Raw genomic sequence first — 12,024 nt, 5'->3', positions numbered from 1 at the left:
AATCTTTCTCGGATTCAATCAATAATTGAACCGCTCTTTCTCTGATTTCAGGGGTATATTTTAATTTTGTCATCGGGATAGTCTCTCAGAATATTGACTCTCCGACAAACCCGGTACGGTTCAAACCAGCTTTCGCCTTCATTCAAGGTATAAGTTTCGATAGTCAGAATCAGATCATCGACATTATTGACCAATGCCTCCAGCTCAAAACGTTGTTGCAGTTCATCCAGAAGCTCCAGCTGCATCACGCCCCAAGTCGCAAAAATGATTTTCAGCTCAGGATATTGCTGCGCCAGTCTATATTTCAGCAGCCGAATCTGTGCCGCAGGCGCATGATGAAAAATCGACACACATAAAATCTTGATCGAAGCTGGCAGTACAATACCCTTTCCTGATTCACTCGATTGAATCAATACATCCGGATCATTTCGGGCAGCAATATTTTTGAGATTCAGCGCGTGTGCCAACATGGCAGAAATCTGGGTGTCAATTTCCCAACGTGCACCAACGCAATAGACTTCGGGCTGCTCGGCACTCATCTTACTCGGATAGGCTTTTTGAAACGCATGATTAAAGAACTGCAAGCCCTGATAAAGACGCAACCGGTGTTCGGCAGTAACATCAGTATCATGTCCTTGCGAATAAATCCGAATGGCTGGAATGGCCACTTCGCCATAGAACATTTGTACACGACGAGCCACCTCCTCTGCACTGGACTTTTTCGGTAATTGCGCACAGATGTAATCATTGGCTACCTGCATTGCATCATTGACTTCATCAGCCACCAGTCTCTGGTAAAAACGCTCGGAGGGTGACAATACTGGCGTACTGCCAAGCAGGGTTTTAACAAAACCCAGTGCCGGCACGTAGTTGGACAAAACCAGCAGGCAGGCAGTCAAAGGCGTCGACAAGATCAGCCCTACCGGTCCCCAGAGAGTGGTCCAGAACGTGGCAGCCAAAATAATCGCTAAGGTAGACAGACCGGTACTTTCCCCATAAAGCCAAGGTTCAATCACGTTATTGCTGATAAGTTCCAGCACCAGTATCAAGGCGACAGTCCAGAGCACCATGTCCCAGCCCGGATCAACGGCGAAAGCCAGCGTGATCGGGAAAATAGCTGAAACAATCGGGCCAACATAGGGTACAAAACGCATAACCACCGCAACCAGCCCCCACATAATCGCTGCCGGCACGCCAATCAATAACAGCCCAATCGCCATGGGAATACCATAAGTGACATTGACCAGCAGCTGCATGCGCAAATAGGTCCCGATACTTTTGCCGGCATCATCCAGCGCATCGGTGCCGATATTCAGATTACCGCCCAAGAGTTTCAGAAAGCGATCATGCAGGTCTTTGCCATTGAATAAAATCAATACCATAAACAGGAACACTATCCCGATAATCGCCAGTGGATTCAGAATTTTATTCAACCAGTCCAGCGCAGCCTCTTCACTCGTTGGTTCCAGGCCCACCACTTTGACATTCTGCACATTCGGGTCTTCTGTTTCCTGTTCGGGTGTGTCTATCGAATTTTCTACCGTGTCAAAGGTCTGGATCGCACCATCCCACATACTCGGTCCCTGACGATAGTTTTCAAGCATTTTCAGTTTTTGCTGGATGGTGTCCTGATATTGCGGCAATTCTTGACTTAGCTTACCAAGTTGCACCCCCAGATAAGTTGCAGTACCACCCAGAAATGACAAGGTCAGGCACATGACCAAGCCAATCGCCGCCCATTGGGGACAGCCCCAGCGCTTTAAGCGAGAAACCAGAGGAGAAAGTAAAAATGCCAGCAGAATAGCCAAAGCCAGCGGAATAAAAATATCACGGCCAAAATACAATGCCATCATCACCACAGCGGCAATGACAAAACCGGCCATCATTCTGAGTGCATGTTGGGTGCGCTGCCGCTCGGACTGATCCGGCATCAATACTTCAGTCTGTTGTTGCAGGTTGGCCTGTCTTGGTTTTACTTGACTGTTCTTGTTGTTATCCACCTGAAAAGTCCTAAAATATTATTCCTTCAACATAATTTAGGACTTTCTATATTTTTGTTACAAAGGTATTCCTGTAATCATTTGCAAAGATATTTCACTTAAATCTTTTCAGGTGAGTGGATTAACTCACGCTTTTCATCCGGCGCATTTTCCGGGTTTCGAGTTGCACAGGGACTGAAGTATGTTGATGTAACAATTGCCATTTGCCCTGCTGCTTGCTCAGGCACATGCTGACCCGACACCAGCCCAACTGGAAAATCGGTTCAATCACCGCATAATTCACCCGGACATAACCATCGACTACAGCCAGATCAGAAGTGACATGAATATTAATATTTTGGCTTTCGATGCGTATTCCTTCCGGCATAAAGCTTCGATATTGTTGCCAGAGTGCCTGATAGGCTGCTGTGCCTGTTATTTCGGTGCTGACATCGACCAGACGGATATCGGGTCGGCATAATTGAACAATATCCTGAATTTCAAGTCTGGCTACGGCATTATCCCACTCCTGAAGAAATGCCATGACTTCCTGAGCCAATTTTTCATCCCCAAAAACCTGCATTAAATTTTCCTCAATCGGACAAGTCAGACCTGAAATCTGGGATTCAATCAACTCACCCGATTTCTGATCTTTTGTTCTTATTATTTTGCCTATGCTAAAGCGTTATTCTCGCTTTGCTCTTCCCACTGCCGGATTGGATACAGCTCACCTGAAGATTATTTTTTAAATTATTTTTATTTCAATCAGGATGAATATGCTGTTTCTAAATTGGATGATTCAAAAATCAGCAGCGATTAAAAGTTACTTTAGAACTTTTATTGCATGCCTGTAAATGACATAAAGCGTCATTTAAAAATAGAAATAATTTTAGATCTGAATAAGATAGCGGGCTGTTACAGACCAAGTCGATCTGTTTATAAATTTCGTATGGCATTAATAAAGTTTTAAGGCATTTGATCCATGCCATATCAACAGATAAAAGCCATCATTCAGATAATGGCTTTACTATAGGTCTGCTTTGGCATTTCAATGATTTCGACACAAAGCTGTATTTTTAAGTCTGGCTGGGCCGCAATATATTGCTGCATGACGTCGAGCACCAATTCGGAAATTGCCTGACGAACTTCGACACTGCGCCCGCTCAACAGTGAAACTTTAGCATGCACATAGGCCTGATCTGTAACAACATTCAGTCCAATCACATAATCCTGCTGCATAATCGCACGACTTTTTAAATCATTGGGATCGGTGACATGGCCGGCGTTAAAAAGTGCCTGATGGATAGCAACCAATAAGGGTTTGATCTCGGTATGTTGCAGATTGTCAGAATATTCCAGATGCAGGTGCGGCATTAAAGGGATCTCAAATCGAAATGTGAGGATCAGGCGACAGGAAAATGATCAGCCCCGAATTTCAGCAATAATGAGAATAATACGATTAATCAACCGTATTATTCTCTCGTCAGAATTTTAGTCTAAGGCTAAATTTAAGCTTTCTTGACATATTCGGATTTCAGTTTCATCGGGCCGATTCCCTCGATTTTACAATCGATATCATGCCCATCGGCAGCATCAGGCAGCAAGCGGATACTTTTGACTTTGGTGCCCACTTTCACCACTGAAGATGAACCTTTGATTTTCAGGTCTTTAATCACCGTTACGCTATCACCGTCCGCCAGCACATTGCCATTGGCATCCTTAATGATCACTTGCTCTTCAGTGATTTCACCTTCTTTCCACTCGTGTGCGCATTCTGGACAGATCAGTAGATCGCCATCTGCATAGGTATATTCAGATTGACATTTTGGACAGTTTGGCAGACCCATAAGAACCTCGAAAAAAAGAGAAAAATAAAATAAATGAAACAAATAAGCGCACAGTATAGCATCTTTGTCAGGCGCGCTGATGGAGAGGACATTGGGATGAAACCAACACAGGAGATCCAAGGAATTAATTGTCTGAAATCTGCGGATTAACCAGCAAAGACAGGAGTTGCAGTGATTCCTGCCAACTCAAATGACATACCGCTGGCGGCACCACATCCGGATAACCCACCTGAATAATGTGTAAACCGGTACCGATTGACACTTTTTCAAAGATGATCGTGACCTCTATTTCACCCTGCAATTCGGGGGTAGAAAACTGATCGGTATAGCGCAGCAACTGATTGGGAATGACCTCATGATAAACACCATGAAAATGATGCTGGGTCCCGGTAGAAAAATTGGTAAAGGTGGTTTTATAGCTGCCGCCGGGTTTAACTTCCGCATGTTCTACTTTGGCAATAAAGCCATGTGGTGCCAGCCATTTGGCCAGTGCATCCGGATGCACAAAGGCACGATACACCCGCTCCGGTGGTGCGCTGAACACACGATGCATTTTTAAGGTGTAACTCATTTTTTCTTGTCCTTTGTTCTTATTATTTTTTATTGCGGGATATTCCCTGCATTTGTTGTAACTAAATCCTCAGCATCATCAGCCTGAGTTAAGTACTCATCTGAGTTATTTTATCCAGTTTTGAGCTGGCTATATATAATGAGTATGTATCTATACTCAAGCTCAAACCTTCGTATAGCAATTAAAGAGTAATAAAAAAAACCCGGCAGCACCAGGTTTCTTACTTTAAATCATTTAAATACAAGCATGCTCAGCTACTACGCAGGCTGCTCTCTTCGTCATCCAGCTCATCATCATAGACATAGGCCATACAGCCCCAACCATCATATTCACCCTGAAATTGTGCAGCGATTTTGCTGAACCATTGTTCCAGATCCACGATATCTTCGTAGGCAGGCTCCATATATACATAAATCGTGATGATCCATTCCAGGGTATCGCTATCTTCGTCCTGAAACAGGCTGATTTTTTGCTCTTCTTTTAATAGATGCAAGGCACAACGATCTGCCTGCGCTTCATCCGCAAAGGCAATCGAAAATTCAATTTCGTGCGCTTCTTGCAAGTCGTCGCCATCCTGATGCATTTGCCACAGTACATTGCCATTTTCATCGTCAGGGAATTGATTGTAATCACGTGACATAGAAGTATCCTTATTATGATGCTGTTTTATTCTGCATTTAAGATTAGCTGATTTTTGTACAATTATCGAGATACAGACAAAAAATATTATCTTTTAACCATAAATAAACATATGATTTTTATAAATATAAAAATAAGTAAGGGGATCAATATATTCAAGATTCCTTAAGACCAAAAATCCTGAAAAATATCAGGATTTAAACCAACTTATGGCATTCAGAATACTCTGGTAAAAATCTTCTAGACCTATGAATGTCATGATCTACGCGATGTGTGAATGCGGATGATCCTGTTTCAGTTGCAAAAGCAGTGCAGCGAACTTGAGCTCCTCTAAACGCAGATCAAGATAGGATTCTTGAATCATCGCCTGACTCAGTGCCTGCCCGGTATAATTCAGCAAGACATAATCATCCTTTAAGGCTTGCAGCATCTCGCCCAGATTTTCTGTGCTTAATTGAGTGAGATATAAATCTGCCTTACAGTTGAAAGCCAGACTAAGGATTTCAATAGTACTTCGACGGCGATTGTCGTCGACATAATTACAGCTCGCCACCTGCTGTTTTTCTACAGCCTGCTGAATTCTGTCACGGACATTGCATAAATGCCGAACCGCATCCGTTTCACTATAACCGTCAATCAGCTGCTGTAAAACCTGTGTTGCGGGAAGTTGCAAACCGAAGCGCTTGGCCTGTATTTTATGCTCTAAAGCACTCAATACCTCTTGCAAGCGATGCTGTTGTTTGGCCTGTTCATAATAACCGTGCAAACTTTGTCGGGCCTCCTGCTCAACCCCGGCCACGACCTGCGCCTGAAACTGGGCAAGATAATCTTTTACTCTTGTGATATAGGCTTTGAGATCATCGATCATGATCGAAGCATCCAGCTTGGTCGCTTCAACAAAGTTTTCGGCCTGCAAAGTCCGGTTAATAATATATTGCTCGATATCCCAGATATCCTGATATTTTTTATATTTATTCAGCGCAATGTTTAAACTGCCATTCTGTAGCCGCAATTGGGTGATTTCATAATTCAATTCATCGACTTGAGTTTCATAATCTGCCAATTTGCTGCGGGAATGATCCAGGTTTTCCTGTAAAAACTGGATATTGCTGCGTAATGAGGCCTGTACCTTCAAGCTCCATAGCAATGCACATATTAAAATACTCGCGAGAACGAAGAGAGCCATACTGAGCATCGTTCTTTCCTTTAACCCCGGGCAGCGCCCTAAACCATCAAATTAAAAATTTATTATAAAGTCATGATTAATTTTGCATCACTTCGGACAGATAAGCAAAGCCGTTGATCACCACTAAGTCATTCATTCATTTTATTTTTCTACAAAATATTTATGTACAAGTCATACATGGCGGGCTGATTTCCAGCTTAAACCAAATCCATTCTGAAACAACTTACGATATTTTTTATATCAAAAGATATAATTTAAAAGTTTAAAAATAATAAAAGCAAAATTAAAAAACCTGAAAAATAAAGATATCAGGCCTATAGCGAGAGATAAAAGAATAAAAATTCTCTAAGCTCATCATCAAGAGATAAACCGAACATTAAAATTTATATTCGGTAGTGACAGCCGATCAGGCAATGGATCAGTAGAAAATTTCATTTGAACATGCTTGTAAAGCCACTCATTTCCAAGCTGCTATCGAAATAAATTCTCACACTTTTTTATTCGGGTTGCCCAGTTTAAGAGCTTGATCCTCATCATATTTATGAGCTTAAAAAGCATGTGTCCGGTTGGCTCTGATTATCAAGCAGAATCAAATTAGAATGGTATGGCTGCCTTAATTTCGACCGCAACACCACTCAAAGGCTGGGTAAAAGCCAGATAACTGGCATGCAAGGCCATACGATTTAAAGGACTGCGCTGGGGTTCAGGATGATAAATTTTGTCGCCAGTAATGGGATGACCAATATGCAGCATATGCACGCGAAGCTGGTGGGAACGGCCGGTAATGGGGGTCAGCAATACCCGGCTAATGTCTTGCTGAGGTAGATATTCTAATGCCTGATACAGGGTTTTGGCAGCCTTGCCCAGTTCAAAATGCACCATCTGACGCGGACGGTTTTCCCAGTCGGTAATCAAAGGCACTTCGACGCTGCCCTCACCTTCGAGTTTGCCTTGTACCAGCGCGACATAATTTTTAAGTACCGTGCGTGCCTGAAACATTTTACTCACCGCCACTTCTGCATCGCGGTGTTTGGCAAACATCAAAATACCTGAAGTGGCCATATCCAGACGATGGGTAATTTTGGCCTGCGGATATTTATCCAGCACACGTAAATAGGCACTGTCATGATGCTCAGGTAAACGCCCTGGAACTGACAATAATCCGGCCGGCTTTTCAATCACCACCAGATCATCGTCTTCATAAACAATATGCAGCGGTTCTTGCGGTGGACAATAGACAAAGTCGTTATTGATGGGCATTTTAAGGGTACAGCATCTGGAACAATGCGCGCAAAATAACAAGCGGTTTCTGGGCTGTCAATTACCGTGCTTGACCAGCTCAGCTTAATCTGCCAGATAATAATCGACCGTCGAGACCACGCGTACTTTCTTCAAATACGGTGTATTGCTGTCGCGATCTTCAATACTAAACAGCCCCTGATTGGCGGACTTTATTTTGCCCAGACTGCTTTTTGAATCTGCAGCAAATTTTTCCGCCACACTTCGGGCATTTTCGGTGGCTTGTTCAATCATCGCCGGCTTGATGTCATTCAGCTTGGTAAATAAATATTCCGTTCTTTGCCCAGAATCATCCCCTGCAAAGGCAATGCCTTTTCTGCCCAAGGCCACCAGGCGACTTTGTGCCGCGCGTACTGCATCTATTTTGTAGGTATAGACGGTGATGGTCTGGCTGGCGGTATAACGCAGTGCGACATTGGCATCCCCGCCATATTGCTGGGCATATTTATCAGTAATACTCGGTGAAGCACTGGTAATTTCTTCCACGCTAAATCCTTCATTTTTTAAGAAGGTCTGAATTTCCTGGGTATTGGTTTGCATGGTATCGTACAATTCAGCCAGATCCTGACTGCTGGCATTAAAGCGGATTGGCCATACCGCCACATCGGCTTTGACTTCACGTTCCGACAAGCCTTTGACCGAAACTATACGTTCATATTGTTTAATTTTCAGCGCGCTATTACCCAGAATCCATCCTGCAATAATCATTCCCAAGCCGATCAAGGCACCTAAAATCAGGGCCGGTTTGAATTGATTCATCCTTCAACTCCTTTGAAATCTTTTTTCGTTCTTATTGATCCTGCCACGCTATCAAGTAGCGATAAAATGATATTAATCCAATCTTATTTTTATCACTTGAAAATTCAATCACAACATCGCACTTAGCTTTGATTCATCAGATAGATTGCAATTAACGGCGTCAGGTTAAATAGCAGAATCCCAATTTTATAGAGCGCCATACCCGAATAATGAATCATATCGAAACTGGTATCTGACAGCCGAAACCATTTTCCATGCACCTGCTTCATCCAGTTTCGGGCAAAGACATAGACCACGAACCAGATCATGAGAATGACATAATTGATGAGTGTGCAAAACAGTAAAAAACGACACCAGATATCGAGATTCATGAGGATTCATGAGGATTCCCCTAGGGGGCAGCTGATGTTTTTAAAATAACAGATCGTGTTGAGAAATGAAGAGTTTATTTGTATCTTGCGTAGATGGATATTTTTCTTAAATTTATGATTTATATTTATTTTAATTTTTTATTCTGCGTATATTACTAGAGAATTTTTTAGGGTGTTGGGAAAACTCGCAATGGTTTACTTCAACTATCATTCTTTGTAAGACCTGATCTTATAGCCTATAAACTTTTGGTCTATAGCGTCCTAAGCCGGATCGAGACCTTTTGGGTTCGTACTGCACTCGCGTTTTGCGCCGCTCACAGCATGCTACTCTTTCCGATCCCATCACACCCTTGAAAGCTATATTAGGCAAAGATAGACGGGATTAATTTCCTATGTTTTTTTAATTTCGATTAAATCTGAAAATTTATTTCACTATTAACCCCAATATAGAGAAATAAATTCCATTTTTTATTTTTTACGCTTTTTTATTCGCCAAAATGAGACTTTATTGCAATTTATATTCAGGTCAGGATTGCTGTTTTATTGAAAGAATGTTCCCTGAATCCATTGCGCACTAAACCACCATGCACTGATCGCTGACATCCCGCACAGAAGATTGGCTAAGACCTTGTTGAGCCTGGTTAGCTCAGAACTATAAATTTTCAGGTTAAGCAGGTAGGCGATCACAGCGTAAAACGAGCCAATCGCGCCCCCGAAAAGAATCAAGATGAGCGGCCATGCGGAATAGAAATGGGCTTTTTTATCTAATTTTCCTGACTCTGGTGCGTGCTGTTGAATATCCATAGTTGATAGCCCTCTTTTTAATATATGCACTTGCACTATTTCTAGGCAGGTATTTACTCTTTAGAAAATATTTGCCTTCTAGGACTTTCACTGAAGCAAGAAGCAGACCAGTTTTATCGTACAAAGAGCTGTCGGGTATGATGATTGATATAGGCATTTAGTCCATCGCCATATTGAGCGAGCTGTTTCATGTTTTCGACATGCTGATAACCGGCACTGCTATAGCTATAAGTGTAAACTTTCGAGGTTTTCTTGAATTGAACGCGAATAAACTCGTTACCAATCTCGTAATTGGCAACACCTGAGTCGTGATTAAGATCAAGATAATGTTGCAATTGAGCTGCCCTAAATACTTTGAATCTAGAGTTTTAGATGGGGTTTTATTGATTATTTTTCAATCAATCTTAAACTATAAATAGGGATGTTTAAATAGCAAAAAGCCCTATCGAGTAATAGGGCTTTCATTCAAAACAGAGGGTAACTGTTTGAGTTGTTTTGCTTAGGCATTCTTATTGTTAAATTGATTGCCTTGGCATTTGGTACACGGTGGTAAACGATCAGTACCAATTTCTAAGTAGGTGCGGTGTCCGCATTGAACACAAAAATAGAAGCCTGTTCCGGGTTTTTCGCCAGCAGTAACCATCTTTGTTCTCCATGGTTTTAGAAATGGTCTGACTAGTATAACCCTCTGGTAATGAATATCTATTGTCCATTTTTGTAAATGATGATGGCATTTGGGCGAACCTTTATATCAAATAAAAAAATCTATCGATAAGTGTTTATAAAATAAAGTTATTATGTATAATACATCGCCCTTTGGGAAGATTTTTAGATTGCGTATCGCAGTCTGTTTTGAAAATGTGAGAGGCGTATTGTCCAATGCTTGCCGATACTATACTTTGTGCTGAACAGTTGGCTCTGCTGTACTGTGACCATATGAGTTCCCAAGGGGCATCCATTGGATAATTTGTTTTTATTGAAAACATGTCAAACACAAAAAGATTTTGCTAGCTTACTAGGTTATTCTGAAAAAGAATTTACTCGTATATTGTTTAGCCAACCAATTCAAAATAAATATAAAAGTTTTAAAATACCTAAAAAAAATGGAAGTAGGCGTAATATTTTAGCTCCAGTTCCTGACCTTAAAATCTTACAGACTCGCTTGTCTATACTTTTAACTCACTGTTATGATGAACTAGAACACAAAAGATTATCTAAGTCTTCGTACGTACAATGTATTAGTTCACATGGTTTTAGAAAAAAAATATTAGTTGAGATACCTATCTCAAAAAAATCTCGCACATCTTTTGAATCAAAAGTTATAAATTTCGGTATATATAGCAACGCTAAAAAGCATGTTGGAAAAAATCTTGTTTTAAATATAGATTTAAAAGACTTTTTTCAAAGTATTACTTTTTCTAGGATTATCGGCTTTTTTACAAAAAATAAGTATTTTCAATTGAATTTTGATATTGCTCTATTAGTTGCACAAATTGCTACTTACCGTCCAAATCAGGTACAAGAAGGCTTCTTACCACAAGGTAGTCCTTGCTCGCCAATTATCAGTAATTTAATTGGCAATATTCTCGATATTAAAATGGTTAAACTAGCAAGAAAGTATAAATTTACATATACAAGATATGTTGATGATTTAACCCTTTCAACCAATTTACCTCAATTTTCTGAGGAAATAATTAAATTAGATGGTAAAAGTTGGGTAATCGGTTCTACTTTAAAATATGCAATTAATAGTAGTAAATTTGAAGTTAACCCTCAAAAAACAAGACTAACTAACAAATATAATAGGCAAGAAGTTACAGGCTTAACAGTTAATAGAAAAGTTAATATCAGCAAAGAATATTATCGCTATACAAGGTCTATGGTTCAAAGTTTTTGTGCTGAAGGTCATTTTTTCAAATCCAAAGTTCACATGGATACAGATAAAACTACTAGAGAGGCTTTAAATGGAATTTTAAGTCATATTTTTCAAATAAGAAATAAACAACAAATTGAATTTAATAATCAAACTAGAAACTTTGATGAATTGCAGAGTACTGAAAAGCTCTATACTAAATTCCTCTTTCATCATTACTTTGTTCATCCACAAAGAATGATTCTTGTTGGTGAGGGTTATACAGACCCCCTTCACCTAAAATTGGCTTGTCATAAGTTGTATCCTAATTCACTAAATTTTTTAAAATTTTCTTCATTACAGCAAACCAAAAGATTTTCTAAAATTATGGGATATCAGGGTGGAACTGGATTACTCAACAAATTTTTAAAGAATTACAAACTCATTTATCAAGCTAAAAATATTAGTTTGAAACCTTGCTTAATAATTGTCGATGGAGACACGGCTGGAAATGATGTAATTAAGCTTGCTAAAAGTGAGTTCAAAGAAACTATTAAATTAATTAATAAATCATTATTAACTACATCTTCAATAAGTATCCATTAAAAAGTAAACATGTATTCTTTTCCGAATTGGTTTGATACTTTCTCCACCCATTGCTCTATTTTGTCAGCTGTCATGACTTGAAAATCTCGCCAATAATATTTCATCTGCTTC

The 12,024-nt window shown here is 40.3% G+C and carries 14 protein-coding genes; 1 reads left to right on the top strand and 13 read right to left on the bottom strand.

What is annotated here, in order from left to right:
• Window positions 1-47: 47 nt before the first annotated feature.
• From AC1P5O_RS15065 to AC1P5O_RS15005, 13 genes are all read right to left on the bottom strand, one after another.
• A complete protein-coding gene (locus AC1P5O_RS15065; protein ID WP_167513714.1) occupies window positions 48-2,000 on the bottom strand; it encodes an AI-2E family transporter in 1,953 nt (650 codons plus the stop codon).
• A 121-nt stretch (window positions 2,001-2,121) separates the two neighbouring features.
• Window positions 2,122-2,562 (bottom strand): YybH family protein, encoded by a 441-nt coding sequence (locus tag AC1P5O_RS15060; RefSeq protein ID WP_138743283.1) that lies wholly within the window; start codon window positions 2,560-2,562, stop codon window positions 2,122-2,124.
• A 428-nt stretch (window positions 2,563-2,990) separates the two neighbouring features.
• Entirely contained in the window at window positions 2,991-3,353 is a 363-nt protein-coding gene (locus AC1P5O_RS15055; RefSeq protein ID WP_138743281.1) for a 5-carboxymethyl-2-hydroxymuconate Delta-isomerase, read from the bottom strand.
• 134 nt (window positions 3,354-3,487) lie between these two features.
• Complete coding sequence (locus tag AC1P5O_RS15050) at window positions 3,488-3,826, bottom strand: zinc ribbon domain-containing protein YjdM (protein ID WP_064097130.1); 339 nt, start codon at window positions 3,824-3,826, stop codon at window positions 3,488-3,490.
• Window positions 3,827-3,950: 124 nt separating this feature from the next.
• Window positions 3,951-4,397 carry an SRPBCC domain-containing protein gene (locus tag AC1P5O_RS15045; protein WP_005106162.1) on the bottom strand — a complete coding sequence of 149 codons (447 nt, stop codon included), beginning with the start codon at window positions 4,395-4,397 and terminating at the stop codon, window positions 3,951-3,953.
• A 250-nt stretch (window positions 4,398-4,647) separates the two neighbouring features.
• Window positions 4,648-5,037, bottom strand: a complete 390-nt coding sequence (locus AC1P5O_RS15040) for a ribonuclease E inhibitor RraB (protein ID WP_004645916.1) — start codon at window positions 5,035-5,037, stop codon at window positions 4,648-4,650.
• Between the two features lie 261 nt (window positions 5,038-5,298).
• Window positions 5,299-6,231, bottom strand: coding sequence for an SNIPE associated domain-containing protein (locus AC1P5O_RS15035; RefSeq protein WP_138743282.1), 933 nt, complete (start codon window positions 6,229-6,231; stop codon window positions 5,299-5,301).
• A gap of 585 nt (window positions 6,232-6,816) precedes the next feature.
• Complete coding sequence (locus AC1P5O_RS15030) at window positions 6,817-7,482, bottom strand: pseudouridine synthase (protein WP_005104122.1); 666 nt, start codon at window positions 7,480-7,482, stop codon at window positions 6,817-6,819.
• Between the two features lie 84 nt (window positions 7,483-7,566).
• Window positions 7,567-8,280 carry an SIMPL domain-containing protein gene (locus AC1P5O_RS15025; RefSeq protein ID WP_129717857.1) on the bottom strand — a complete coding sequence of 238 codons (714 nt, stop codon included), beginning with the start codon at window positions 8,278-8,280 and terminating at the stop codon, window positions 7,567-7,569.
• 122 nt (window positions 8,281-8,402) lie between these two features.
• A complete protein-coding gene (locus tag AC1P5O_RS15020; protein WP_005106158.1) occupies window positions 8,403-8,651 on the bottom strand; it encodes a DUF6868 family protein in 249 nt (82 codons plus the stop codon).
• Between the two features lie 540 nt (window positions 8,652-9,191).
• Window positions 9,192-9,455, bottom strand: a complete 264-nt coding sequence (locus AC1P5O_RS15015; protein ID WP_004281730.1) for a hypothetical protein — start codon at window positions 9,453-9,455, stop codon at window positions 9,192-9,194.
• 113 nt (window positions 9,456-9,568) lie between these two features.
• Window positions 9,569-9,790 carry a hypothetical protein gene (locus AC1P5O_RS15010; protein WP_004732115.1) on the bottom strand — a complete coding sequence of 74 codons (222 nt, stop codon included), beginning with the start codon at window positions 9,788-9,790 and terminating at the stop codon, window positions 9,569-9,571.
• 164 nt (window positions 9,791-9,954) lie between these two features.
• Window positions 9,955-10,098 (bottom strand): zinc ribbon-containing protein, encoded by a 144-nt coding sequence (locus AC1P5O_RS15005; protein ID WP_004645925.1) that lies wholly within the window; start codon window positions 10,096-10,098, stop codon window positions 9,955-9,957.
• Window positions 10,099-10,413: 315 nt separating this feature from the next.
• Here AC1P5O_RS15005 and AC1P5O_RS15000 point away from each other — a divergent pair, with 315 nt between their 5' ends.
• Window positions 10,414-11,913, top strand: a complete 1,500-nt coding sequence (locus tag AC1P5O_RS15000) for a retron Ec67 family RNA-directed DNA polymerase/endonuclease (protein WP_499006269.1) — start codon at window positions 10,414-10,416, stop codon at window positions 11,911-11,913.
• The last annotated feature ends 111 nt before the right edge of the window (window positions 11,914-12,024 follow it).

The organism is Prolinoborus fasciculus, from assembly GCF_056724605.1.
Note: the sequence above shows the minus strand (reverse complement) of the source record. Positions and strands in the feature narration are given on the sequence as shown.

What these genes read in the sequence shown, in the direction of transcription:
- AC1P5O_RS15050 (WP_064097130.1), bottom strand. Translation starts at nt 3,826, where the DNA reads ATGGGTCTGCCAAACTGTCCAAAATGTCAATCTGAATATACCTATGCA.
- AC1P5O_RS15015 (WP_004281730.1), bottom strand. Translation starts at nt 9,455, where the DNA reads ATGGATATTCAACAGCACGCACCAGAGTCAGGAAAATTAGATAAAAAA.
- AC1P5O_RS15025 (WP_129717857.1), bottom strand. Translation starts at nt 8,280, where the DNA reads ATGAATCAATTCAAACCGGCCCTGATTTTAGGTGCCTTGATCGGCTTG.
- AC1P5O_RS15055 (WP_138743281.1), bottom strand. Translation starts at nt 3,353, where the DNA reads ATGCCGCACCTGCATCTGGAATATTCTGACAATCTGCAACATACCGAG.
- AC1P5O_RS15060 (WP_138743283.1), bottom strand. Translation starts at nt 2,562, where the DNA reads ATGCAGGTTTTTGGGGATGAAAAATTGGCTCAGGAAGTCATGGCATTT.
- AC1P5O_RS15045 (WP_005106162.1), bottom strand. Translation starts at nt 4,397, where the DNA reads ATGAGTTACACCTTAAAAATGCATCGTGTGTTCAGCGCACCACCGGAG.
- AC1P5O_RS15035 (WP_138743282.1), bottom strand. Translation starts at nt 6,231, where the DNA reads ATGCTCAGTATGGCTCTCTTCGTTCTCGCGAGTATTTTAATATGTGCA.
- AC1P5O_RS15040 (WP_004645916.1), bottom strand. Translation starts at nt 5,037, where the DNA reads ATGTCACGTGATTACAATCAATTCCCTGACGATGAAAATGGCAATGTA.
- AC1P5O_RS15005 (WP_004645925.1), bottom strand. Translation starts at nt 10,098, where the DNA reads ATGGTTACTGCTGGCGAAAAACCCGGAACAGGCTTCTATTTTTGTGTT.
- AC1P5O_RS15020 (WP_005106158.1), bottom strand. Translation starts at nt 8,651, where the DNA reads ATGAATCTCGATATCTGGTGTCGTTTTTTACTGTTTTGCACACTCATC.
- AC1P5O_RS15030 (WP_005104122.1), bottom strand. Translation starts at nt 7,482, where the DNA reads ATGCCCATCAATAACGACTTTGTCTATTGTCCACCGCAAGAACCGCTG.